This is a genomic window from Mesorhizobium sp. G2-6-1 (genome assembly GCF_055809095.1).
The window spans coordinates 3378599-3404086 of sequence record NZ_CM147896.1; the positions used below are offsets into that span (position 1 = coordinate 3378599).

The 25488-nt window shown below is 55.6% G+C and carries 20 protein-coding genes and 4 pseudogenes; 17 read left to right on the forward strand and 7 right to left on the reverse strand.

Translation table 11 applies throughout. The features are described from left to right. Positions 1-221: 221 nt before the first annotated feature. From AC0L7S_RS16290 to AC0L7S_RS16300, 3 genes are all read right to left on the reverse strand, one after another. On the reverse strand, positions 222-1442 hold the full coding sequence (locus tag AC0L7S_RS16290; protein WP_473471972.1) for a GNAT family N-acetyltransferase: 1221 nt from the start codon (positions 1440-1442) through the stop codon (positions 222-224). A 267-nt stretch (positions 1443-1709) separates the two neighbouring features. Next, positions 1710-2438: a glycerophosphodiester phosphodiesterase gene (locus tag AC0L7S_RS16295; protein ID WP_473471974.1), complete on the reverse strand. Its 729-nt coding sequence runs from the start codon at positions 2436-2438 to the stop codon at positions 1710-1712. A gap of 14 nt (positions 2439-2452) precedes the next feature. Beyond that, positions 2453-2917, reverse strand: a complete 465-nt coding sequence (locus tag AC0L7S_RS16300; protein WP_473471975.1) for a RidA family protein — start codon at positions 2915-2917, stop codon at positions 2453-2455. Positions 2918-3058: 141 nt separating this feature from the next. Here AC0L7S_RS16300 and AC0L7S_RS16305 point away from each other — a divergent pair, with 141 nt between their 5' ends. The 15 genes and pseudogenes from AC0L7S_RS16305 (at position 3059) to lpxB (ending at position 17741) form a co-directional block, all read left to right on the forward strand. Beyond that, a complete protein-coding gene (locus AC0L7S_RS16305) occupies positions 3059-3892 on the forward strand; it encodes a cell envelope integrity EipB family protein (RefSeq protein WP_473471976.1) in 834 nt (277 codons plus the stop codon). Positions 3893-3911: 19 nt separating this feature from the next. Beyond that, positions 3912-4190: a DUF4031 domain-containing protein gene (locus AC0L7S_RS16310; RefSeq protein ID WP_473471977.1), complete on the forward strand. Its 279-nt coding sequence runs from the start codon at positions 3912-3914 to the stop codon at positions 4188-4190. Between the two features lie 218 nt (positions 4191-4408). Continuing rightward, positions 4409-5251 carry a 30S ribosomal protein S2 gene (gene rpsB, locus AC0L7S_RS16315; protein WP_473471978.1) on the forward strand — a complete coding sequence of 281 codons (843 nt, stop codon included), beginning with the start codon at positions 4409-4411 and terminating at the stop codon, positions 5249-5251. A 117-nt stretch (positions 5252-5368) separates the two neighbouring features. Further along, positions 5369-6292 (forward strand): translation elongation factor Ts, encoded by a 924-nt coding sequence (tsf, locus tag AC0L7S_RS16320; RefSeq protein ID WP_473471979.1) that lies wholly within the window; start codon positions 5369-5371, stop codon positions 6290-6292. Positions 6293-6449: 157 nt separating this feature from the next. Continuing rightward, positions 6450-7173, forward strand: a pseudogene (gene pyrH / locus AC0L7S_RS16325) (UMP kinase). 130 nt (positions 7174-7303) lie between these two features. Continuing rightward, positions 7304-7858 carry a ribosome recycling factor gene (gene frr, locus AC0L7S_RS16330; RefSeq protein ID WP_473471980.1) on the forward strand — a complete coding sequence of 185 codons (555 nt, stop codon included), beginning with the start codon at positions 7304-7306 and terminating at the stop codon, positions 7856-7858. Between the two features lie 33 nt (positions 7859-7891). After that, entirely contained in the window at positions 7892-8611 is a 720-nt protein-coding gene (locus tag AC0L7S_RS16335) for an isoprenyl transferase (protein ID WP_473471981.1), read from the forward strand. Between the two features lie 11 nt (positions 8612-8622). After that, a complete protein-coding gene (locus AC0L7S_RS16340) occupies positions 8623-9438 on the forward strand; it encodes a phosphatidate cytidylyltransferase (RefSeq protein ID WP_473474331.1) in 816 nt (271 codons plus the stop codon). Between the two features lie 102 nt (positions 9439-9540). Next, positions 9541-10683, forward strand: a complete 1143-nt coding sequence (gene rseP, locus AC0L7S_RS16345) for an RIP metalloprotease RseP (RefSeq protein ID WP_473471982.1) — start codon at positions 9541-9543, stop codon at positions 10681-10683. A 217-nt stretch (positions 10684-10900) separates the two neighbouring features. Further along, positions 10901-13270 carry an outer membrane protein assembly factor BamA gene (gene bamA, locus AC0L7S_RS16350; RefSeq protein WP_473471983.1) on the forward strand — a complete coding sequence of 790 codons (2370 nt, stop codon included), beginning with the start codon at positions 10901-10903 and terminating at the stop codon, positions 13268-13270. 76 nt (positions 13271-13346) lie between these two features. Beyond that, a pseudogene (lpxD, locus tag AC0L7S_RS16355) lies at positions 13347-14397 on the forward strand (UDP-3-O-(3-hydroxymyristoyl)glucosamine N-acyltransferase). After that, a pseudogene (gene fabZ / locus AC0L7S_RS16360) lies at positions 14390-14855 on the forward strand (3-hydroxyacyl-ACP dehydratase FabZ). The pseudogenes lpxD and fabZ overlap by 8 nt, the downstream one beginning before the upstream one ends. Before the next feature lie 13 nt (positions 14856-14868). Beyond that, positions 14869-15702 carry an acyl-ACP--UDP-N-acetylglucosamine O-acyltransferase gene (gene lpxA, locus AC0L7S_RS16365; RefSeq protein ID WP_473471984.1) on the forward strand — a complete coding sequence of 278 codons (834 nt, stop codon included), beginning with the start codon at positions 14869-14871 and terminating at the stop codon, positions 15700-15702. Continuing rightward, a complete protein-coding gene (locus AC0L7S_RS16370) occupies positions 15689-16588 on the forward strand; it encodes an LpxI family protein (RefSeq protein WP_473474332.1) in 900 nt (299 codons plus the stop codon). Before lpxA ends, AC0L7S_RS16370 begins: the two co-directional genes overlap by 14 nt. Further along, on the forward strand, positions 16578-17741 hold the full coding sequence (gene lpxB / locus AC0L7S_RS16375) for a lipid-A-disaccharide synthase (protein WP_473471985.1): 1164 nt from the start codon (positions 16578-16580) through the stop codon (positions 17739-17741). Before AC0L7S_RS16370 ends, lpxB begins: the two co-directional genes overlap by 11 nt. 182 nt (positions 17742-17923) lie before the next feature. On the opposite strand, the gene gltA is transcribed toward lpxB, so the two are convergent. Beyond that, on the reverse strand, positions 17924-19213 hold the full coding sequence (gene gltA, locus AC0L7S_RS16380) for a citrate synthase (protein ID WP_473471986.1): 1290 nt from the start codon (positions 19211-19213) through the stop codon (positions 17924-17926). 167 nt (positions 19214-19380) lie between these two features. Further along, positions 19381-20802, reverse strand: a complete 1422-nt coding sequence (gene gltX, locus AC0L7S_RS16385; protein WP_473471987.1) for a glutamate--tRNA ligase — start codon at positions 20800-20802, stop codon at positions 19381-19383. A 240-nt stretch (positions 20803-21042) separates the two neighbouring features. Between gltX and AC0L7S_RS16390 the strand changes: the two genes are divergently transcribed. Next, on the forward strand, positions 21043-22047 hold the full coding sequence (locus AC0L7S_RS16390; RefSeq protein ID WP_473471988.1) for a ComEC/Rec2 family competence protein: 1005 nt from the start codon (positions 21043-21045) through the stop codon (positions 22045-22047). Then, the gene (locus AC0L7S_RS16395) at positions 21978-23375 is read left to right on the forward strand and encodes a ComEC/Rec2 family competence protein (RefSeq protein WP_473474333.1); all 1398 of its coding nucleotides are present in this window, start codon (positions 21978-21980) and stop codon (positions 23373-23375) included. The genes AC0L7S_RS16390 and AC0L7S_RS16395 overlap by 70 nt, the downstream gene beginning before the upstream one ends. Positions 23376-23451: 76 nt before the next feature. Here AC0L7S_RS16395 and lexA read toward each other — a convergent pair. After that, positions 23452-24167 (reverse strand): annotated as a pseudogene (gene lexA, locus AC0L7S_RS16400) (transcriptional repressor LexA). A gap of 114 nt (positions 24168-24281) precedes the next feature. Further along, positions 24282-25487, reverse strand: a complete 1206-nt coding sequence (locus AC0L7S_RS16405; RefSeq protein WP_473471989.1) for a molybdopterin molybdotransferase MoeA — start codon at positions 25485-25487, stop codon at positions 24282-24284. Position 25488 lies beyond the last annotated feature (1 nt).

Here is a 25488-nt window from a genome sequence, read left to right on the forward strand (position 1 = left end):
TCGCAATCGATTCGACGCGGCATGTTTGGCATGAGACACTGAAGCGTCAAGGTGGAGATTGGCATGAGATGGGTTGTGGCAGGCTGGTTGCTGTTCATCGTATCGGCAGTGTTTTTCATTGTCTCGGCTTGGCGATCCGGCGATAATATAGCCCTTTGGGGGGCAATTTTCTTCCTTGTGGCATGTTTTTCGTTTCTGGTTCCAATCTCACGCGGGGAACGTCATTGAGCGTCACCTGAACGATCAGATTTGCGAAAAGGCATATGATCTTCGAGATAGTCGCTTACCTGTGCGACTTCGCTGCGTTCTCGCTGGAGATAGTCGGCAATGGCGCGTCTGAGGCCGGGATGGGCGATGTAATGCGCTGAATGCATGGTTACAGGGCGGTAACCTCGCGCCAATTTGTGTTCGCCCTGAGCGCCCGCCTCAACCACCTTCAATTTCTTCGCAATGGCAAAATCGATGGCCTGATGATAGCAGACCTCGAAATGCAGGAAGGGGTGATCTTCAATGCATCCCCAATTTCGGCCGAACAGCGCATCCGAACCTATGAAGTTGATGGCTCCGGCGATGTAACGCCCGTCGCGTTTTGCCATGACGAGTAAGATGTCGTCTGCCATGCGTTCGCCAATCAGTGAGAAGAATTGGCGATTAAGATATGGCCGCCCCCATTTGCGGCTGCCGGTATCCATGTAAAATGTGTAGAAATCGTCCCAGACGCGTTCGCATAGATCTGTTCCGGTCAACCAGTTGATGGTGATGCCCGTTGCGAGCGCCTCGCGCCTTTCCCTTTTGAGTGCCTTGCGTTTGCGTGAGGCCAATGTGGCGAGAAAATCGTCATAAGTCGCAAAATTCTCGTTCAGGAAATGGAATTGCTGATCTGTTCGATGCAAAAATCCAGCCGATTCGAGTGTGCCGACATCTGCTTGAGGCATGAACGTAACGTGAGCGGATGACACGCCGAGTTTTTCGGTTACCAGTTTCAATCCTGATGCAAGGGCAGTCTTGATACTGGTTGTATCCTCATCTCGCGGCACGAGCAGACGAGGGCCGGTCGCCGGTGTGAACGGGACCGCACATTGCAATTTTGGATAGTAGCGACCGCCGGCACGCTCAAAGGCATCGGCCCAACCATGATCGAAAACATATTCGCCCTGACTGTGGGATTTCACATAGCAGGGAATAGCGCCAAGCAATTTTCCGTCGGAGTTTTCCAGGCGCAGATGATGGCCCTGCCAGCCACTTTCCGCGGTGGCGCAACCTGATTCTTCAAGCGCGCTCAGGAAACCGGACGACAGGAAAGGGTTGTAACTCCCGTCCGGCGTTCGTGTTGTTTCACCAAGATTTGCCCATTCTTCAGGCGTAAAAGCATTGATGCTGGTTGCAATGCGGACAGCGTATTGCGCTGTTGCTGCGTCACTCGCCTGATCGCCTTGATCCATGTGCTTTACTTAGTGCATCGGACGACTAAATGGAATCAATTCTGTTTCACGAGCGCCTCGACGCAGTGGGCTCCCGCCGCTCGGGAACCCGAAGGCCAGGTGAATTTGCGTCAAATCCATCGGGTTCCGGTTCGGCCGTAGTCCCGCTACGACCATCACCGGTCCCCTCGACCTTGCCACAAATTCCCTCTGGCAGAATGTTCCCATTTAGCCGCCCGCTGCTCTAAGCGCCGCTTTTGGGTGTGCAAGTCCAAGCCGGTGGCCGCATCAGGCAATGCCACTCGTTTCCGGTTCAAAACCTTCGAATGTCATCTGATCGGCATATTTGAATGTGAGGTCCATCGCAGGTTGATCGCGCACCGTCCAGGTGATGACCGGCATGGCAAGCTTTTCGCGGACGAAGCTTACAAAGCGGTTTGGCAGGTCGCCAGCCGCATATGACGTGAACGCAATGTCATGGGCGAGCATCGCAAAATGCGCCTCGATATCCTGCTCACGCTTACCGCAAGCCGTGAGCCCACCAGGAATGCCAGGTGCATGCTCGGAGAAGTCGCGGATCAGCCAGTGATCGAATGACATGATCGCCGCCTTGCCGGTGTAACTCTGAAGCAGCTTTCCGACACTGGCAACAAGGCCGCTATCCCTTCCCGCTGTGCCCTTCACTTCTATGATGATGGGAACCCGTCCATCGATCCGCGTGAGCATTTCTTCAAGTGTTGGCGGATGGTCATCTGTTCCTCCGATCCTGAGGGCAGCGATCTCTGCCGCCGTCCTTTGCCAGATGAATGCATCCTCGCCCGTCAATCGTTTCAGGTCGCTGTCATGGATGACAATCGGCACCCCATCGGCAGACAGATTTACATCGCACTCGATGGCATAGCCGCGCTCTGCCGCAGCAGAGAACGCAGAAAGCGTGTTTTCCCATACCTCGTTGTTGAGATCGTGGAAACCACGGTGAGCGATGGGCTGAGCCGTCAGCCAGGATAGGGTGGACATGACTGTACGTTGCCCTAATCGACTTCAAGAATGGCTTCGATTTCGACCGCAGCGTTCAGTGGCAGGGCTGCCATGCCGACCGCGACACGGGCATGTTTGCCGCGTTCGCCCAGGACAGAGGCAAAAAAGTCCGAAGCGCCATTTCCCACCAGATGCTGCTCGGCAAAGCCGGGTGCCGATGCGACATAGACGTTGATCTTTATCAGCCGGCGAATCTTTTCCAGGTCGCCGAGAGCGGCTTTGGCTTGTGCCAGCACGTTGATGGCACACAATTTGGCCGCCTCCTGACCGGCTGCGGTGTCAATGTCGCGTCCGACAAGGCCGGTGACATGCAACTTTCCATCCTTTATCGGCAACTGCCCGGATGGAAACAACAGATTGCCGCTTCTGACGAAAGGGACATAATTGGCAGCAGGTGCGGCGGCTGCGGGTAGCGTGATACCCATATCGCTTAACCGCTTTTCGATTGTTTCACTCATGGTAATTCCTTATTGATGAAAAATGCTGCCGTGATGGTCCGCTCGAAAATGCTATTTTTGCCTCGCTTACGCCACGACTTTTTTTAAGCTGGTCCATTGTTACCTGCGGTGTGCCTCAACCGCCATGATCGGAGCCTTTCTATGCGCGCAACGCGCCTTGCCTGTTTTGCTGTTCTGTTGCCTTTCCTTTTATCCATGACCCCCGCTGTTGCATTGCCAATGTTGCAGCCGCACCGCGCGGTCTATGATCTGTCACTCAACAAGGCTTCGGATCGATCCGGGATTACAGGCATCACAGGGCGGATGGTCTACGAGTTTAACGGGTCGCCCTGCGATGGTTATACGGTGCAATTCCGTTTCGTTACACAGATCAGTACATCTGAGACGACAAGGTTGACCGACCAGCAAACGACTTCTTTCGAAGATGGCGAAGGAAAATCGTTCTCTTTCGTCACCAAGTCATTTGTTGACCAGAACCTCGACAAGGAGATCAAGGGGACTGCTCATAAAAAGGCCAATGGACTGACGGTTGATTTGGAAAAGCCGGACCGCAATACCATCGAACTCGGTGCGAGTCAGTTCCCCACTCAGCATCTGGAGGAATTGATCGGCAAGGCGCAGAAGGGTGAAACGTTTTACGAAACCACCTTGTTTGACGGGTCGGAAGACGCAAACAAGGTGATGACGACAACGATTGTGGTCGGAAAGCCTGAACAGGTAAGTAAGGACGATCCCGAATTGCCGGCGCTTGCCAAGCTTGGCAAGGATAAATACTGGCCCGTCGATATTGCCTATTTCGACGAGTCCAAGAAAAGCAGCGGCGAGGAATTGCCGGAGTATCGCATAAGTTTCAAGCTGCATGAGAATGGTGTGACGCGCGACCTTACAATGGACTATGGGGATTTCTCGATGTCCGGTAAATTGGTCAATCTGGTGCTGTTTGACCCCGCCTCGAAGAACGGCTGCAATCAGTAGCCGTCGCGTCTGCGAAGTGATGGCTGTCTACGTCGATGCGGCAATCTGGAAATGGGCTGGCCGGCGCTGGTGCCATCTTCTGGCTGATAACATGGAAGAGCTGCATCATTTTGCGATGCTTCTTGGCATCAAGCGTTCTTCCTATCAGGGGCCGCCCAAGACCTCTGCGCCGCACTATGACATCACAGGGCTTGAGCGCGACCGTGCCGTGCGCTTGGGTGCAATCGAATGCAGCCGCGAGGAGATTGTTCTCGTCTTCCGCAGAGTAAAAGTACCCAACGGGAAAAGGGCGCGCTGAGGTTCTGCTCTTCTTAAATCAGGGTGGCTTGCGCTTGCGCGCGCAAGTCTTTATATGCGCACTCATTCCACACACGGACTTTGGTGTCTGCCCGGGAGAAATCCGGCTGAAACCTCCGGTGGCGGCAAAGGTGAGACCAGCAGGGCGTAAGCCCTTCGATCTGGTTTTATCATGTGTCGTCAAGTGTCCGTGGAGGTCAACCGGAAAGGAACTAAAGAATGGCATTGCCTGATTTCAGCATGCGCCAGCTACTTGAAGCTGGTACCCACTTCGGCCACCAGACACATCGCTGGAACCCGAAAATGTCGCCTTACATTTATGGCGCGCGTAACAACATCCACATCATCGACTTGTCGCAGACGGTGCCTTTGCTGCATCAGGCGCTGAAACTGGTTTCCGATACGGTCGCACGTGGCGGTCGCGTATTGTTCGTCGGCACCAAGCGTCAGGCGTCCGATATCGTTGCCGATGCGGCCACGCGTTCGGCCCAATACTACGTCAATTCACGTTGGCTCGGCGGCATGTTGACCAACTGGAAAACGATTTCGAATTCGATCCAGCGTCTGCGCAAGCTTGACGAACTTTTGGCTGGCGATGCGCAAGGATTGACCAAGAAGGAACGCCTGAACCTCGACCGCGAGCGCGAAAAACTGGACAAGGCGCTGGGCGGCATCAAGGATATGGGTTCGACCCCGGATTTGATGTTCGTCATCGACACCAACAAGGAAGCGATTGCCATCCTTGAAGCCAAGCGCCTTGGCATTCCGGTCGTTGCGATTATCGATTCGAATTGTGATCCGGACAAGATCGATTTCCCCATTCCTGGCAATGACGACGCGGCGCGTGCGATCCAGCTTTATTGCGATTTGATCGCCAAGGCGGCGATTGACGGTATTGCTCGTCAGCAGGGTGCAACCGGTGTCGATGTCGGCGCTGCCGCCGAAGCACCGATTGAGCCCACAATTGCCGAGGCACCAGTTGTTGAAGCGCCTGCCACAGAGGCATCGGCAACTGATGCGCCGGCCACTGATGCACCTGCCAGCGACGCACCGAAAGCGTAATCGGTGAGGCCATTGCGCCTCCCTATTCTCCTTATACTGGCGCACTAAACGTCTAGATGCGGCGCATCACCGGTTTTTCGGTGGTGCGTATGCGCTTTTTGAACAAAGAGGCAAAAAATGAGCATTTCAGCAGCACAGGTCAAAGAGCTACGCGACCTGACCGGCGCGGGCATGATGGATTGCAAGGCAGCCCTTGCCGAAAATAATGGTGACATGGAAGCGGCAGTCGACTGGCTGCGCAAGAAGGGTATCTCCAAGGCAGACAAGAAGGCCGGTCGCACTGCGGCTGAAGGTTTGATCGGCGTCGAGCCCGGTTTGCGTGAAGCGGCCTTGGTCGAGGTGAATTCCGAAACCGATTTCGTGGCGCGCAACGCTGCCTTCCAGGAGATCGTGATCAATATTGCCAAGGTTGCATTGGCCTTTGGCGGCACGACTGACGTCGTTGCAGCGTCCAAATATCCCGGTTCCGAGAAGTCGGTTCAGGACACGATCAAGGATGCTATCGGCACGATTGGCGAGAATTTGGGATTCCGGCGTTCGGCAAAGCTCGTTGTCGAACATGGTGCGGTCGCGACCTATGTGCACAATGCGGTTGCCGACAATCTCGGTAAGCTTGGTGTGTTGGTGGCCATTGAAACCACCGGCAATGCACCAGCGGCGGCGGCGTTTGCGCGTCAGGTTGCGATGCATGTCGCGGCGACCAATCCACTGGCGTTGAACACCGACGAACTCGATCCGGCGGCGGTCGAGCGCGAAAAAGCAATTTTTGCCGATCAGGCACGTCAGTCTGGAAAGCCCGAGAACATCATCGAAAAGATGGTCGAAGGGCGTATGCGCAAATTCTACGAGGAAGTTATTCTGCTGAAGCAGGCGTTCGTGATCAATCCGGATGTCACTGTCGAGCAAGCCTTGAAAGATGCCGAGAAAGAAATCGGCGCTCCCGCCAAAATCTCGGGCTATCTGCGCTTTGCTCTGGGTGAAGGCATCGAGAAGGAAGAGTCCGATTTTGCAGCAGAAGTCGCGGCTGCGGTTAAGAAATAACTCCGTTTCACATACTTCCATGATTTTGTAACAAGGGCGTCGCGTGACATCGCGACGCCCTTCGTGTATCGGGTCAGCGCATTAGAAAGAAACGCTGGACTGTCTTGCGCGAATTTGCGCTTTGACCCATGCGACAACTCGAATTCTTGAGGATTAAATGACGGCCAAGCCCCTTTACCGACGTGTCTTGCTGAAAGCGTCGGGGGAGGCGCTTATGGGCGAGCAGCATTTCGGCATTGACGTTTCGGTTGTAGACCGGATCGCTGCCGATATTGCGCAGGCCCGTTCACTCGGTGTCGAAGTTGGCGTGGTGATTGGCGGCGGCAATATTTTTCGCGGTGTTGCCGTTGCTTCAAAAGGCGGTGACCGGATCACCGGCGATCATATGGGGATGCTGGCAACCGTGATCAATTCGCTGGCGTTGCGCACATCGCTGAACAAGATTGGCGTCGATGCGGTGGTGCTTTCCGCCATAGCCATGCCAGAAATTTGCGAGAGCTTTTCCCAGCGTCATGCAACTGCCTACATGGATGAAGGCAAGGTGGTGATCTTTGCGGGCGGAACCGGTAATCCGTTCTTCACAACCGATCTCGGCTGCTGCGCTACGTGCTGCCGAAATTGGTGCCGATGCCTTGTTCAAAGGTACTCAGGTCGATGGTGTTTATTCGGCGGACCCGAAAAAGGATAGCAAGGCTACCCGCTTTGAGCGCATCAGCCACGAGGAGGTTATCACCAAGGGCCTTGCGATCATGGATACCGCGGCAATTGCCCTTGCGCGTGAAAACAACATTCCGATAATCGTCTATTCGATACATGAGAAAGGCGAGTTTGGTGAAATTCTGAAGGGCGGCGGGCGTTGCACTGTTGTGGCGGACGCCTGACCTGTTGCGGATCGAGCGTCTGACCCGCTGGCAAGGCGGGTCAAATGCGGTGTTCTCAGTTTGAACCACTCACAGGCATGATCAGGTTGGCGGACAATATGTCCGAACGATCCGATCCGAGGAGATAAAGATGAGCGACCATTTTGATGATTTGAAACGCCGCATGGACGGGGCTGTGACCGCGTTCAAGACCGACCTTGCATCGTTGCGCACAGGGCGGGCTTCGAGCAATCTGCTGGATGCCATTCAGGTTCAGGCCTATGGTTCGGGCATGCCCGTCAATCAGGTGGCCACCATCTCAGTACCCGAACCACGCATGATTTCCGTGTCGGTTTGGGATAAGTCGATGGTCAGTGCTGTCGATCGGGCCATTCGCGAAGCGAATCTGGGATTTAACCCGATTGTCGATGGCACGAATTTGAGAATTCCGCTTCCTGAACTCAATGAGCAGCGACGCAAGGAATTGGTCAAGATTTCCCACGGATATGCGGAAAATGCACGTGTTGCCATTCGACATGTTCGCCGTGACGGTATGGATCACTTGAAGAAAATCGAGAAGGATGGCGAGATCAGCGAAGACGATCAGCACAAGCGATCCGACCAGGTTCAGAAATTGACGGATGAAATGATCGGTAATATCGACAGCTTGCTTGCTGATAAGGAAACAGAAATCATGCAGGTTTAGGGATGGCCTGATCTGTCGGCTGGAAGCGAGACTATGACAAGCCCGGCGCATGTCGCGATCATTATGGACGGGAATGGACGCTGGGCCAAGGCGCGTGGCTTGCCGCGTGTGGCTGGCCACCGCGCCGGTGTCGAAGCGTTGCGCGATACGGTTCGAGCCGCGCCGGAATTCGGCATTTCCTTTTTGACGGTCTATGCGTTTTCGTCCGAAAACTGGTCGCGCCCGAAATCCGAGGTCAGCGACCTCATGGGGTTGTTGAAGCTTTTCATTCGCCGCGATCTTGCCGAATTGCATCAAAGTGGCGTGCGGGTCAGGGTCATTGGTGACAAGGATGGCCTTCAGCCGGATATCAGGGGCTTGCTGGACGAAGCGGAGACGCTGACTGCGCACAATGAAGCTTTGACCCTGATTATCGCGTTCAATTATGGCGGGCGCGATGAAATCGTGCGTACAGCGCGCAAATTGGCGAACGCAGTGGTAAAGGGCGAGATCGCTGTGGACGAGATCACCACCGATCTGTTTGCCGATTCGCTTGATACGACTGGTATCCCTGACCCCGAACTGATCATTCGTACCAGTGGGGAACTTCGGCTTTCAAATTATCTCCTGTGGCAGGCGGCCTATAGCGAACTGGTTTTTCTGCCGTGCTTCTGGCCCGATTTCAGCCGCGATCACTTTGCCGATGCGCTGCGTGATTTTGCCGGGCGCGACCGCCGTTTCGGTGGCGTGGTTACCCGAGAAGCCGTTTCATGAACGGCTCTGCGATGAGCAACCTTCAACTTCGAATCATCTCGGCGCTCGTTTTGGCAAGTGTCGTACTTGTACTGACATGGCTGGGCGGCGTGCCGTTTCGCATGCTGGTTGCGCTGATCACCGGCACCGTTTTCTACGAATGGACACGCATGGCGCGGCCATCGGTCGCAAAAGGCATCGGTCTTCTTCCCGAATTGCTGGTGCTGGCCTTCATAGTGGCATTGGTGAGTGGTCTGTCGGCTAAAATCCTTTTGCTCCTGATCGTGGCCAGCGTGATTGTTGTTGCTGGGCTGTCTGCAATCCGCGGAGCAGGGCAGTGGGATGCCTGCGGTCTGGCCTATGCGACGTTATCGGGTTTCGCGCTCGCTTTCCTGCGCGGTGGCGATCATGCGGGGCTTGTCGCTATTCTTTTCCTGTTTGCAGTCGTATGGGCGACCGATATTTTCGCCTATTTCGTTGGACGTGCGGTTGGCGGGCCAAAGCTTGCCCCTGCCATTTCGCCGGGCAAGACGCAAAGCGGTGCGTTGGGCGGTACGCTCGGTGGCGTGGTCGCAGGGTTGGCCGTCGCAGCACTTGCCGGTGCGGCCAATCTTGCATTTCTTGCATTGGTTGCACTGGTGCTTTCGCTCGTCTCGCAAGTCGGCGATCTTTTCGAATCATGGGTCAAGCGGCGTCACGGACGCAAGGATTCCAGCGCGCTCATTCCCGGACATGGTGGTGTTATGGACCGGGTAGACGGGCTTGTGGTGGCGGCGCTGGCCCTGTACGTCATCGGCTGCATTGCGGCTTCGGTCGATTTTCCGGCGCACGGCCTGTTTGCCTTGTGAGCCTTAGCACGATGCCTGTCGGCCTGGAAATGCCACGCAAAAGCCCCGTTTGATACTGAAATCATGGTGCTGACGGCACGGCAAAGGAATTGAGGACGTATAGTGAGCGAAGTTCTGCACGCATTTTTCAGCACTGAAAGCTTTGTGCTTGGTACGCTGGTGCCCTTCCTGTTCGTACTGACCGTTGTCGTATTCGTGCATGAAATGGGGCACTATCTTGTTGGACGCGCGTGCGGCATTGGCGTCAAGGCTTTCTCCATCGGCTTTGGTCCCGAATTGGTCGGCTTCAACGATAGCCACGGCACGCGCTGGAAGCTTTGTGCCATTCCGCTTGGCGGCTACGTGAAATTTGTCGGTGACATGAATGCAACGTCGAGCCCGTCGGGTTCAGAAGAAACTGCGGCGTTGAGCGATGCTGAGCGCAAAATTGCCTTTCATACGCAGCCGATATGGAAGCGGGCTGCAACGGTATTTGCCGGCCCGCTGTTCAATTTCCTGCTGACAATCGCGGTATTTGCCGTCCTGTTTTCGATCTATGGCCGTCAGGTCTCGGAGCCGATGGTTGCCTCGGTTCGGCCCGACAGTCCGGCGGCTATGGCGGGTATCCTGCCCGGTGATCGATTCGTCAGCGTCGACGGTACGAAGGTCGAGACATTTGGCGATGTGCAGCGAATCGTAACAGGTCATGGCGGCGATGCGCTTGAATTCGTGATGCTGCGTGATGGCAAGGAGGTTCAGGTCGTCGCGACGCCAACGCCGATGGAGCAGGAGGATGCACTTGGCAACAAGGTCAAGGTCGCGATTATCGGTGTCGTCAACAATGCCGAACTTGGCCAGCCGCGCCTGATAACCTACAGCCCGGTGGAGGCGGTGTCAGCGGCCGTCAAGGAAACGGGCCATATCATCGAACGCACCGGCCAGTTTCTGACCCGTTTTGCTGTGGGGCGTGAAGACAAATGCCAGTTGGGTGGCCCGGTCAAGATCGCGGGCATGTCGGCTCAGGCTGCCAAACTCGGTTTTGAATGGCTGGTTCAGCTTGTCGCATTGCTCTCGGTGGGGATCGGTATACTCAATCTCTTGCCTATTCCGCCTCTCGATGGTGGACATCTGATGTTTTACGCGGCGGAAGCGGTTATCAGGCGTCCCGTCTCCGAACGAATGATGGAAGCTGTCTATCGGACAGGAATGATTCTGGTTTTGGCCTTTATGGCCTTCGTATTTTGGAACGATCTGTTCGGGTGCTGAAATCATGAAGAAAATATGGTCATGGAAGGGCCATATTGAGATGTCGTTTACCATGGCTAGGAATATGCGTGACGTTAAAGACACGCCCGATGGGGAAGTAAATACTTATTAACTAGAAACCTTGCGTGATGGAAAAATCCGGTTAATACGGTATGGGAATTTACCGCACGTCCGGTTTTCTCGCCGTGGGGACTACGAGAAAAGGTTATAAAGCCCGATGAAGGCAGCATCCAAATTTCTAGGCGCCGCGTCTGCGGCGGCTTTGTCTGCCGCCCTGGTTGTACCGGGCGCGCTCGCCGTTCAGTTTATCGCCGTGTCATCGGCCAAGGCTGCTGTTGTCAGCCGGGTGGAGGTGCGTGGAAATACGCGCGTCGATGCCGACACGGTTCGCAACTACATCACGATCAAGCCCGGCAAGTCGTTTTCCAGCGCCGATATTGACGAGGCGGTGAAGGCACTGTTCGGCACGGGGCTGTTTTCCGACGTTCAGATCAATCGGTCAGGATCGTCTCTCGTTGTTACCGTGGCTGAGTACCAGATTGTCAATCAGGTGCTGTTCCAGGGCAACAAGAAGATCAAGGATGCGCAACTGGCAGGTTCGGTCCAGTTGAAGCCGCGCAGTTCTTATTCTCAGGCAACGCTTGATGCCGATGTCCAGGCTGTCAAGGATGCCTATGCCCGTATCGGACGTGACGATGCGGTCGTGACCACCCAGATCATGGATCTTGGCGACAACCGCGTGAATGTCGTTTTCAATATCAATGAAGGTGATCGCACCAAGATCGCGGCGATCAATTTTGTTGGCAACAGCGCCTATGGTAGCCGCAGGCTTTCCGACATCATCAAGACCAAGCGCTCGAATTTCTTGTCCTTTGTACTTCGTGACGACGTTTTCAGTGAAGACAAGCTGAAGGCGGATGAGGAACTGCTGCGCCGTTTCTATTACAATCACGGCTATGCGGATTTCCAGGTCGTATCGGCGTTCGGCGAACTCGATGATGCAACCAACCAGTACACGGTCACCATCACGCTCGACGAGGGTGCGCGCTACACATTCGGCGATATCAGCGTCGACAGTTCCATTCCCGAGATCGACGGTAGTTCCTTGCAGTCGGCTGTCGAGACCCGCAGCGGCGGCGTCTATAACGCCAAGGATGTTGAAGACACGATCATTGCCCTGACGGAGAAAGTGGCGGGGCAAGGTTATGCCTTTGCGCAGGTGACACCGCGTGGCAATCGCAACTTCGAGAATCACACCATTTCGGTGGTCTACACGGTCGATCAGGGCACCAAGGCTTATGTCGAGCGCATCGAAATTCGCGGCAATGGCCGTACGCGTGACTATGTGATTCGCCGTGAGTTTGATGTCAGTGAAGGCGATGCCTTCAATCAAGTGCTGATCCAACGCGCGAAGAAACGCCTCGAAGCGCTTGATTACTTTGAGAAAGTCGACATTTCAACGGCTCCGGGCTCAGAGCCCGATCAGGTTGTTCTGGTGGTCAACGTCGTTGAAAAGTCGACGGGTGAATTCTCTGTCGGTGCGGGCTATTCGACAGGTGGCGAATCGCCGGGACCATCGGTTCAAGGTTCTATCACCGAGCGCAATTTCCTCGGACGCGGCCAGTTCATCCGGTTGTCTGCCGGGGGTGGCAAGAATTCGCGTGACTTTGGCATCTCGTTCACTGAGCCATATTTCCTCGGACGCCGCATTGCAGCGGGATTCGACGTGTTCAAATCCACGCGCCAATATGACAAATATGACAGCGAATCGTTGGGCGCAACCGTCCGTTTCGGCCTGCCAATCACAGAAAACATCACAACGCAGCTGGCCTATAATATTTCGCAGGAGAAATATTCCTATGCGGATGGTTGTGTGAATGCAGCGGGCGGTCCCCTTGCCAGTTGCAATATCTCGCAAGCTATCATTGATGGTGTCGTCACTAGTCCTTGGCTTAAATCGTCTGTCAGCGGCAACGTGATCTACAACACCATCGACGACATGAAGAACCCGCATTATGGCATCTATGCCAATTTCGGCACGGAAGTTGCCGGTCTTGGCGGCGATGCGAAGTTTGTGAAGTTCACGGCACGCGGTTCGGTGTACGAAACCCTGTCCGAGGAACTGGACATTGTCGGTCTTGTTTCGGCCGGTGCTGGTCATGTCCAGAGTTACGGTGGCAATGGACTGCGCGTGTTCGATCACTTCCAGAGCAATGACCGCATGATCCGCGGTTTTGACTATGGTGGCATCGGTCCAGTTGACTCTGTAACTGGCGATCATCTCGGCGGCACGACCTATTTCAACGCCTCCGCCGAAGCGCAATTCCCGATGCCGATTATACCTGAAAGCTTGGGGTTGCGTGGCGCGGTATTTGCTGATGCAGCCACACTTTATGGCAACAAAGCTCAGACGACCACGCCGATTACAATCGGCTCATCGAGCATGCAGTGGCGTGCGTCGGTTGGTGTCGGCCTGATGTGGGCATCGCCGTTCGGACCGCTGCGCATCGACTATGCCGTGCCGGTTCTCAAGGAAGCGACAGACGACGTACAGGAATTCAATTTCGGTATCTCGACCCGCTTCTAAAGCGTGGTTGAAGACACATCCGGGCCGCGCTTGGCCCGGAATGTTGTGATCCGATCCAGCTGGATAATACTCTGGAATGACCGATCCGGTGTTTTTTGTGCCTTCACGCCGGTTTACGGCGGACGAGGTCGCGAATCTGACTGGTTCGACGCTGACCAATCCCGCTTATGCCGATGTGCCCATTTCAACCATCGCCTCGGCCACAGAAGGTGGCGAGGGGGCGCTCGTTTTCATCGACGGCAAGCGTAATGTCGCGCTGATGCCGCTGCTCCGCGCGGCTGCGGTGATCTGTCCTGCCGATATTGCCGATCATGCGCCAGCGGGTGTTGCGGTTCTGGTCAATCCTCGCGCGCAGCAGGCATTTGGCTTGGCGGGGCGGATGTTGCTTCCCACAGCGGCCACGCCCGGCCCGATGACTGCCGAGACAGGCGTTTCACCGCAGGCACATGTCGATGCGACCGCGCTGATTGAAGACGGTGCCATCGTTGAGGCCGGTGCGGTAATCGGACCGCATGTGGCTATCGGCAGCGGCACGGTGATCGCGCCCAATGCTGTGGTTGGTGCGTCCTGCCAGATTGGCCGCGATGGCTATATCGGCCCAGGCGTCACCATTCAGTGCGCGCTGATTGGAAATCGTGTGGCCATTCACGGGGGCGAGGATAGGGCAGGACGGCTTCGGGTTTGTGCCTGGTGCCAAGGGGCCGGAGCGCATGCCGCAAATCGGCCGCGTCGTCATTCAGGACGATGTGGAAATCGGCTCGAATTCGACCGTGGATCGCGGGGCTATGGCCGATACTATGATCGGCGAGGGGACCAAGATCGATAATCTGGTACAGATTGCCCATAATGTGCGCATTGGGCGTGGATGTGTCATTGCCGGCCATTGCGGCCTTTCGGGTTCGGTGACATTGGGCGATTTCGTCATGCTGGGCGGGCGCGTTGGCATTGCCGACCATATTACCGTGGGCGACCGTGTGCAGGTGGCGGCGTCGTCCGGCTTGATGTACGACATTCCCGCTGGTGAGCGCTGGGCTGGCCTGCCAGCGCAACCGATGCGCGATTTCTTCCGGGAATTGTCGGCAATTCGCGCATTCACGAAACATACCAAGGGGGAGAAGAATGGCTGACCCGGCCAACTCCATGCTTGAAACCGTCGATTTACTCGGGTTGATGCGTTTGTTGCCGCATCGCTATCCGTTCCTGATGATCGACAGGATTATCGAGATAGATGGTGACGATTCTGGCGATTGGCATCAAGAATGTCACCATCAACGAGCCGCATTTTCAGGGCCATTTCCCCGACCAGCCGGTCATGCCAGGTGTGCTGATTGTTGAAGCGATGGCGCAGACGGCGGGAGCCATCTGCATTCGAGGTGCGGGCGCTTCGAAACCATCGCTGGTGTATTTCCTGACCATCGACAATGCCAAATTTCGCAAACCCGTTGTTCCCGGCGATCAATTGCGTATTCATGTCAAAAAGATCAAGAAACGCGGCAATCTTCTCAAATTTGCCTGCGAGGCTCTTGTTGAAGGCGTAAAGGTCGCGGAGGCCGACATTTCGGCGATGATGGTCGAAAACGACTGATAATCAGGTGCTTATGAAAATCGAGACCATTATTCATCCGTCTGCCGTTGTTGAACCGGGAGCCCAGATCGGAACCGGGGCCAATATCGGCCCTTTTTGTTACGTCAACGCGGATGCGGCCATTGGTGACAATGCGCATCTGGTCAGCCATGTCTCGGTGCTGGGCGCAACGACGGTTGGCGCAGGCTGTAAAGTATTTCCGATGGCGACGCTTGGCGCACCTCCGCAAAACACCAAGCACAAGGGCGGGCCAACCACGCTTGTCATTGGCGCCAATTGCACGATCCGCGAAGGCGTGACCATGCATATCGGTACTGATTCGAGCCGGGGTGAGACCGTTGTCGGCGGCAATGGCTATTTCCTTGCCTACGCTCATATTGCCCATGACTGCATCGTCGGGAATAATGTTACGTTCGCCAATGGCGCGACGCTGGGCGGGCATTGCGAGATTGGTGATAACGTCAATATCGGCGGCCTGACGGCTGTTCATCAATTCGTGCGCGTTGGTGACAACGCCTTCCTCGGCGGGTGTTCGGCTATCGTGGGCGATGTCATTCCCTTTGCCATAGCGGTTGGCAACCGGGCCAAACTTCGCGGGCTAAACATCATCGGCCTGAAGAGAATGGGCCTGCCGCGTGCCGAAATTCACTTGCTACGCAAGTGCTACAACATGATTTTCGACCGTTCTGCTCCTGTGGGCGAGAACCTGGAGCGGGCAAAGGCAGAATTTTCACAATCGCCAACGGCCTTGAAAATCATCGACTTCATGAGTAGCCGTGGCAAACGCTACTACGCGGTGCCGCCGCTCAAAGGCAGCAGCGGCAATGAAGCCGATGACGACGCGTGAGGCCGACTTACATCCATTGACTGGTTCCGGTTCGCGTATCGGTATCGTTGCCGGAGGTGGCAATCTCCCTATTGCGGTGGCCGAAGGTGTTACCCGGCAGGGTTTGGTGCCGTTCGTCATTTTGGTTGAAGGTGAATGCGATTCCGGGGCCGGGTTGGATCGTTTCGACCATGAGACGCTGGCGTTGGAAGATCTTGGCTCGTTGATGACGGTGCTAAAAAGCCACGCAATAACCCATCTGGTGCTGGCCGGAGAAATCAAGAGACGACCTCGATTGATGGCGATGCGCTTCAATCTCGGCTTCTTCAAGATTGCCGGTCTTGCAGCGATGGCTTTGACGCGTGGCGATGACGGCTTGCTGAAAGTCCTCGTTAATGGGTTGGAGGCGCGCGGCATCAAGGTTGTCGGTGCCCATGAAGTTGTGCCCGATCTTCTGGCAAACGAAGGACAATTGAGTAAAGCTGCGCCTCAAAAATCTGACTGGAACGACATTCGTGCGGCGCGTTTAGCCGCAGAAGCGATTGGCGCGCTGGACATAGGGCAGGCGGCGGTAGCCATCGGCGGTCGCGCCATCGCGCTGGAAGGCGTTGAGGGAACCGATGGGCTGCTTGAGCGCGTGAAAGGCTTGCGCGGTCATGGTCGCATCGCTGGAAAGCGCCGCGGCGTTTTGGTCAAATGCGCCAAACCACAGCAGGAAGTTCGCGCGGATTTGCCGTCTGTTGGGCCGTTAACGGTCGAGGGAGCCTATTGTGCCGGTCTCGCGGGAATTGCCGTGGAAGCGGGACGCTCGCTGATACTGGACGGCCCACAGATGATAGCGCGGGCAAATGAACTTGGGTTGTTCGTGCTTGGTCTGCCAGCCAAAGGGGTAGATCATGACGGCTAAGGGTCCCTTGAGGGTCGCAATCATCGCCAGTGAAGAATCCGGAGACTTGTTGGGTGCCGATCTGGTGCGTGCACTCGCGAACGCTACGGGCCGCGAAATTCGTCTTGTTGGCGTTGGCGGTCGCCATCTGGAGGCGCTTGGGCTGGTTTCATTGTTCGATGCGAGCGAAGTTGCCTTGATGGGCATCAGCGCCATTGTACGTGACCTGCCGCGCTTGATACGCCGCATTGGCCAGAGTGCCGATGCCATCATCAATGAGAAGCCGGATTGCCTTGTCACGATCGATAGCCCGGACTTTTCGTTACGCGTTGCAAAGAAGGTGCGCGCTGGCGCCCCGTCAATTCCGATCATCCATTATGTCTGCCCAAGTGTGTGGGCATGGCGCTCGGGCAGGGCGAAAGCGATGCGCTCTTATGTCGATCGCATCTTGTGTATTCTGCCGTTTGAAGCGAAGGAACTTGAAAGGCTGAATGGTCCACCGGGCACCTATGTCGGCCACAGACTGAGCCAGGATGGCGGAGTCCTGCGTGCTCAGGAGGCGCAGACGATGGCACGCGATCTCACGGCTGAGCGGGTCAAGACGCTGCTTGTGCTGCCGGGATCTCGTCTGGGTGAGGTGCGGCGGTTGATCGAGCCGTTTGGAAAAACGGTGTCGATCCTGCGCAGCAGGGGCCATAAATTGCGGATTTTTCTACCAAGTGTGCCGCATGTTGCCGAATTTGTGCGCAAATCTGTCCTCAAATGGGATGAAAAACCCGAAATTATTCTAGAAAATGAGCGAAAATGGCAAGCTTTCGGCAAAGCTGACGCAGCCCTTATCGCTTCCGGTACGGTGTCCCTGGAACTGGCGCTGTCCGGCGTTCCGATGATTTCATGCTACAAGCTTGATCCGGTCATGCGTGTGGCACAGGGACTTATCAAGGTTTGGTCGGCATCATTGCCCAACCTGATCGCTGACCGTCCTGTCGTCCCCGAATTCTACGATCAGTATGTCAGGCCGCAAAATCTCGCCCGACAACTGGAGGCCCTGTTCGTGGAAAGCGGCCTGCGAACATGGCAAAAAGACGGGTTTGCCGAAGTCCGGAAACGCATGACAACACAGCGTTCGGCAGGCGATCTCGCCGCTGAGGTACTGCTGCGCCACATTAAATGAAAAAGCGTCCCTAAGGGACGCTTTTTAAATGGTTTTATTCTGTTTGATCTATGAAATACTTCTACGGTCGGAACCCGGTTTTCAACCCGGTTCTCCAAAATCATGAACGTGATCGATTCCAGTAAGTTAGCGCGGGATGCGGGCGGAAAACCGGTATCCACTTTTCCTCATCCCGCTCCAAGTCAACGCTTCGCGATGGGTACGTAGTCGCGTTCGGCAGAACCGGTGTAAAGCTGGCGCGGACGACCGATCTTCTGATGCGGGTCCTCGATCATTTCTTTCCACTGGGAAATCCAACCGACGGTACGGGCAACCGCAAACAGCACCGTGAACATGGTGGTGGGGAAGCCCAGCGCCTTGAGCGTAATGCCGGAATAAAAATCGACGTTAGGATAAAGCTTCTTTTCGATGAAATATTCGTCAGTCAGCGCGATTTTTTCAAGCTCCATCGCTATATCGAGCAGCGGATCGTCCTTGATGCCAAGCTCACCAAGCACTTCATGCGCGGTCTTTTGCATGATCTTGGCGCGCGGGTCGTAGTTTTTGTAGACGCGATGACCAAAGCCCATGAGGCGGAAGGGGTCATCCTTATCCTTGGCGCGAGCGATAAACTCGGGAATGTGATCGACGCTCCCAATTTCGCTGAGCATGTTCAACGCTGCTTCGTTGGCACCGCCATGGGCCGGGCCCCAAAGACAGGCAATGCCTGCTGCGATACAGGCGAAGGGGTTGGCCCCCGACGAGCCGGCAAGGCGAACCGTCGATGTCGAAGCGTTCTGTTCATGGTCGGCGTGGAGGATGAAAATACGCTCCATTGCGCGCGCCAAAACCGGATTGACCTTGTATTCCTCGCATGGCACCGCAAAACACATATGCAGGAAATTGGCGGCGAAGTTGAGGTCATTCTTGGGATAAATGAATGGCTGGCCGATGTGGTATTTGAAGGCCATGGCGGCAATTGTCGGCATCTTGGCGATAAGCCGCATCGACGCGACCATGCGCTGATAAGGGTCTGAAATGTCGGTTGAATCGTGATAAAAGGCTGACAACGCACCAACCACGCCGCACATGACCGCCATTGGATGTGCATCGCGGCGGAAACCGGAAAAGAATTTCGACATTTGCTCGTGAACCATCGTGTGGCGCGTCACGCGATAGTCGAAATCGTCTTTTTGTGCCTTGGTTGGCAATTCGCCGTAAAGGAGCAGATAGCAGACTTCGAGAAAGTCGCCATGCTCAGCGAGCTGGTCAATCGGATAGCCGCGATGCAACAGGATGCCAGCATCGCCATCGATAAAGGTGATTTCCGACTCGCAACTGGCTGTGGACGTGAATCCCGGATCGTAGGTGAAGGCACCGGTGGTGTTGTAAAGAGCGCCTATGTCGATAACGTCGGGGCCGACCGAACCGCTTCGCACCTTGAGCTCATGAGCTTTGCCGCCCAGTTCCAGTTTTGCGGTCGATCCGGTCATTGCAAACTCCTTTTAATTTCATGCAAACCTAGTCAAAATATCTTGCGGTGCAAAAAACGAGAACGCGGAGATATGCTGCTCTTTCGAGAACCGCGCTGGTTCTTATAGCCTATAATGTTGCATCGCAACAAACGTCTTTCAATGTCAATTTTGTTGTACCAGTGCTCCTAATCGATTTGATCGGAAATACGGCCAAGGCTTTCGTCGCGCCCGAGTACCGCCAAAACATCAAAGACGCCGGGTGATGTGCTTTTTCCCGTCAAAGCAGCGCGCAAGGGTTGCGCCACCTTGCCAAGTTTCAAGCCTGTTGCTTCGGCGTGGTCGCGAACCGCACTTTCGGTCGAAGTCGCGCTCCATTCAGCCAGCGCCTCAAAGCGCGGAAGCAGCGCCTTGAGAACATTTTTCGCCTCGGCGTTGAGAATGGATGCCGCTTTTTCGTCGAGCGATAATGGTCTTTCTGCTACCAGAAAATGCGCACTGTCGGCAAGTTCGACCAAGGTCTTGGCCCGTTCCTTGAGACCGGGCATGGCTTGACGCAGGCGCGCTATTGCGGCGGCGTCGAACTTCGTGGCCAAGTCGGCACCATTGGGCAAATGAGGCAGCGTTTCGAGGAAGATGCCGGTCAACCGATCGTCGTCCATTTGACGCATATGGACGCCGTTCAGTGATTCGAGCTTGGCAAAATCGAAACGCGCCGCTCCCTTGTTGACATCCTTGATATCAAACCAGGAAACCATGTCGGCCACGGACATGATTTCGTCGTCGCCGTGGCTCCAGCCAAGTCTGGCAAGGTAGTTCAGCAAAGCTTCGGGCAGATAGCCCATGGCGCGATAAGCTTCGACGCCAAGCGCCCCGTGGCGTTTGGACAGCTTGGCACCATCTGCGCCATGAATCAGAGGAATATGCGCCATTTCTGGCACTTCCCAGCCCATCGCCTGATAGATCACGGTCTGGCGCGCGGCGTTGGTAAGGTGATCGTCGCCGCGGATTATGTGGGTAACACCCATATCGTGATCGTCGACCACAACCGCGTGCATATAGGTCGGATTGCCGTCCGAGCGAAGAATGATGAAATCGTCGAGATCCTTATTTGGAAACCGCACTTCACCCTGTACCAGATCGCCGACGACTGTTTCACCGTCATGGGGTGCCTTGATGCGGATAGCACCAGGAACGCCTTTCGGGGCTTCGGCCGGATCGCGGTCGCGCCAGCGCCCATCATAGCGTGGAGGGCGGCCTTCGGCGCGTGCTGCCTCGCGCATTTGCGTCAATTCGGCTGGTGTGGCGTAGCAATAATATGCCTTTCCACGCTCGACCAACTCCTGTGCGACTTCGCGGTGACGTGATGCGCGTTCGAATTGTGAAATCGGTTCGTCGTCCCACTTCAAGCCGAGCCATGAAAGTCCATCGAGAATGGCTACTGTGGCCGCTTCTGTGGAGCGTTCGCGGTCGGTGTCTTCGACCCGGAGCAGCATTTTGCCGCCTGCATGGCGAGAATAGAGCCAGTTGAACAGGGCAGTGCGCGCGCCACCTATATGCAGGAAGCCGGTGGGCGATGGAGCAAAACGGGTAATGACCTTATCAGGCATGAAACTCTCAAATAGTGGGCGATATGAGCTTGCGGATTTTCGAGGCTCGCGCGTTCATGTAGCATAGACGATGGGGGTGCAAGAGGCAGACCCGATGATGGGGTCAGGCCGGGCGTGAAAATCAACAATGACATGAGGAGCGATATCAGCGAGCGATCGTTGTTTGCGCCTGAGTCAGGGGATCGTCCTCCGACCCGTCTTGTGCCGGCAGTCGCTGAAACGGCTGGTGGGTTTGCTACAGTGAACGACGGTGTCTTCCGATGGTGGCGAGGTCTTGCAGGTGGCGCGCGCCCTTCACGCGCCTTTTCGCTACAGGCGATATATCAAAACATCGTCATTGCCGCGACGACCGATTTGGACCGGGGTATAGCATTTCTGTTTGTGCCGGTATTCTTAGCGCTTGGTGCTCTCGGCTATTTCTCACTGAATTTTGAAATCGGTTTGCTGCGCCCGATAGTGGCAGTGGCGACGCTCGTTTGCGCCTGCTATCTGGCCCGACGACGGCACAAAATGTTCCTTTGCCTTGCGGTGATGCTGTTGATTGCCGCAGGTGTGACTGCGGCAAAGGTTGAAACCTGGCGTGCCGGAACCATGATGCTTGGTTCGCAAATATCGACAGCGCTGACCGGCAGGGTTGTATCAGTTGAACCGCTTGCGAGTGGCCGTATTCGCCTTACGCTTGATGTGATCTCGACTGCGCGCCCGAAACTTCGCTATCAGCCGGACCGGGTTCGCCTTTCCGCGCGGAAAATTCCACAAGGTCTGAAAGCTGGTTCAACGATCAACGCATATGTTCGGCTTTTGCCGCCAACGGGACCGGTGCGACCGGGAAGCTATGATTTCTCCTTCAAAAGCTATTTTGACGGGATTGGCGCGAGCGGGTTTTTCATGTCGGTTCCGCTATTACTCCCCGACACGCAGGCACCTCGTTTTGCGCAAATTATGTCGGCGGTAGAGAATATTCGCACCGACATTGCGGCCCATATACGCAGCCAGATCGAAGGTCCCGAGGGCAGTATCGCGGCCGCCCTTATTGTCGGTGTGCGGGCGGGTATTCCCGAAGAAATCAACGAGGCGATGCGCAAAACTGGCATCTATCACATCATTTCCATTTCGGGGCTGCATATGGCGCTCGTTGCGGGAACCATCATGGCTCTGTTGCGGGAGCTTTTGCGCTGTTTCCCGGACTTTCTTCGCGGCGGCCTGTCAAGAAATATGCTGCGGTCGTCGCGATCCTATGTATAGCCACGTATCTCGTGATCTCAGGCGTGTCGGTTGCTGCTGAGCGAAGTTTTATCATGCTGGCCGTGATGCTGTGCGCAGTGTTGTTCGATCGCTCGGCACTTACCATGCGCAATCTGGCAATATCGGCAATTGTGGTGATTTTGATTTCGCCGCATGAAGTCGTCGGACCGAGTTTCCAGATGTCGTTCGCCGCTACCGCGGCTCTGGTCGGGGCTTATGCTGCTCTGTCTGATTATCGTGCAAGGAAGGCGCCAGCAGCGGTGGCGACCTCACCGTCATTTGCAGGAATGATGGGACGCCGTTTTCTGGTCTTGATGGCAGGGCTGGCGGTCACGTCTATCGTGGCGGGTTGCGCGACGACGCTTTTTGCGATGTGGCATTTCCAGCGTGTTTCACCATTGAGCCTGCTTGCCAATCTTGCAGTCATGCCCATCGTGTCGATGATCGTCATGCCGTTCGCAGTCGTCAGTTCACTATTGATGCCGCTGGGTGTCGATGGGCCATTTCTTTACGTTATGGGCAAAGGCCTGACACTGATGATTGCAATAGCAGGCTGGATCGCAAAGCAATCGCCGATCGACGCTATTGGCCTGATCTCGTTGCAATCGGTATTGCTTGCCACGATCGCCCTGATCATTGCCACGTTGGCGACGACATGGTTGCGCTTGATTGCAATCCCGTTTGCGTTGATGGCACTGTTGACGATGGGCCATGTCAGAACGCCCGATGTGCTGGTTTCCGAAGACGGGCGGCTCGTGGCTTTTGCCATTGACGGGAAGGGACTTGCGATAAATCGGAGCCGGCCAAGCAGATTCGTGCTCGACAATTGGCGTCGGGCACTTTTTGCAGAAACAGTCATCAAGCCCAAAACAGTCAAATCGGACGCCAAGCCCTCTGACTTCAAAATTCAGCTGAAGGGCACGCCATTTTCATGCTCGAAAATAGTGTGTGTGGCTACGCATAGCTCAGGCGCGGTAATTGTCTTTGCAAAAACAATTGCAGTGGCAAAAACAGTATGCGCTTTTGCATCTTTGATAATCATAGATGACGCCACTGCGACCAATCCATGCGGGGATCGTGACGTGGCGGTTATCACCAAACGCCAGCTAGCGCGATCAGGTAGTGCAGCCATATTCTTCGGTCAGACGGCTACGAACAGCCCCCTGACGTGGAATACGCTGTCGAAAAGACCTACCGACCTTGGCATGCGCAGCGCCAGTTTTCGCGCGCGGCAAGAGGTCTTGCTCCATATCGCAGGACCAAGAAGACGAAAAAGTCAAAAGATACGACCCATTGATGTGGATCGGTACAGCGCAAACTGCTCTTAGCCGCAGTCTGGAACCTTTGCATTAGAGCAAGATGCGATGAGGCCCGGATCTGCGCGGAGAACGCGTTGCCGAGCCGTCAATAGCGCCGGATCAGTCCAACCAACCGGCCCTGCACCTTCACCCGATCCGGTCCGAATATGCGTGTCTCATAGGCGGGATTAGCCGCTTCCAAGGCAATGGACGCGCCTTTCTTGCGGAATCGCTTGAGCGTTGCTTCTTCTTCATCGACGAGTGCAACGATGATTTCACCGGGGGTTGCGGTAATGGCATTGCGGATGATCACCGTGTCGCCATCGAAAATACCGGCTTCAATCATCGAATCGCCTTTGACCTCAAGCGCATAGTGCTCGCCACCCATGATCATTTCCGGTGGCACGGAAATTGAGTGCGTTTTGTGTTGAATAGCGTCGATTGGCACACCTGCTGCGATGCGTCCCATGACCGGAATGGAGACGGAAGCTGCGGCATCGTCATTGCCGGCGGTTTGCAGCCGTGCAGGTTCCTTTTCCTGTCGGCCAAGGCTTCCCTGGATAACGCTCGGTGAGAATTTGCGGGCCGCATTCAATCCGGGTGCGATCGAATCGGGCAGCCTCAGCACTTCCAGCGCTCTGGCTCGATTTGGCAAGCGGCGGATGAAACCCCGTTCTTCAAGCGCCGTGATAAGGCGGTGAATGCCTGACTTGGATGCGAGATCCAGCGCTTCCTTCATTTCATCGAAGGATGGGGGATGCCACTTTCCTTCAACCTTTCATGGATGAAAAGAAGAAGTTCATGTTGTTTACGTGTCAGCATGACGGCCCTCGCTGATGCAAAATCAGAATCGGAAAACAAAACCAGAACAAACACTATCTGTTCCAGTTGTGTTCCGCAACCGTTTAAAGTTTAATGAATATGTTGACGTTTTGTTCAGTCCAACATCAGCACGCGGCACGATGAGCCGGGCGCTGCGGCTGCCGCATATGGCTCCCGGATGATAAGGCCATCGCAATCGGCCATCGCGCGCAGCATCGATGAATCCTGAATTGGAAACGGCGTTGCCATCAGCGTGCCGGCATTGTCGTGCAGTTTGGCGCGAATGTAATCCTGCCTGAGATCGTTCGCGGAGATTGCCGTTTCCAGGCGCGCTTCGCGAATGTCCTGCCTGAAGTGGCGGCCACCGAGGCGGGCAAGCAGAGGTTTGAGAAAGATTTGCGTGCAAACAAGGCTTGCGACGGGATTTCCCGGTAGGCCAATACAACGAATATCGCCAAGACGGCCAAACATCATGGGCTTGCCCGGCCGCATGGCGATCTTCCAGAAATCCAGCTTCATGCCTTGATCCACCAAAATGTTCTGGATCAGGTCCATTTCGCCGACGGAGGCGCCACCCAGGGTGACGATGACATTTGCACCACTTTCGATAGCCCGTTCGACCAAGCTTGTTATCGCCTCTTTATGGTCGGGGGCGATGCCCAGATCGAGTGCACGGGCACCAACCGATCTGGCGGCGGCCATCACGCCATAGGCATTGGAGGAAATGATCTGACCGCGGTCCGGCTGGCTGCCCGGCGGAAGTAATTCGTCGCCAGTTGCAATGATGGCAACCAAAGGCTGTTTCACGACACCGAGCCGTGGGTGGTTGGCCGATGCCGCTAGCGACAAGGCACGCGCGCCGAGCCGGCGGCCTTGTTCGATCACCACGTCGCCTTCGCAGAAATCGAGGCCGACGTGCCGGATATTGCGGCTTCCCGTTTTTGTATCAAACACTTCGACTTCATTGCCGTCCAATTTATGCGTGTTTTCCTGTATGACGACTGTGTCTGCGCCGTCGGGCAGGGGAGCGCCGGTGAAAATTCGTGCGGCTTCACCGGCTTTGACAACGCGAGGGAACACGTGACCGGCAGCGGCTGTTCCGATGACCTTCAATCGGACAGGTAGCGTCGCCAGATCTGTCATGCGCACGGCATAGCCATCCATCGCCGAAGCGGTAAATGGCGGTTGTGTACGCAGCGCCACAACGGGTTTTGCCAATACACGGTCAAAGGCGTCGGCCAATGCGATATTTTCGGATGGCAGCGGTTGCGTGTCGGCCAGCAGCCGCTCAAGTGCCTCCGCGACGGGCACCAGCGCCATT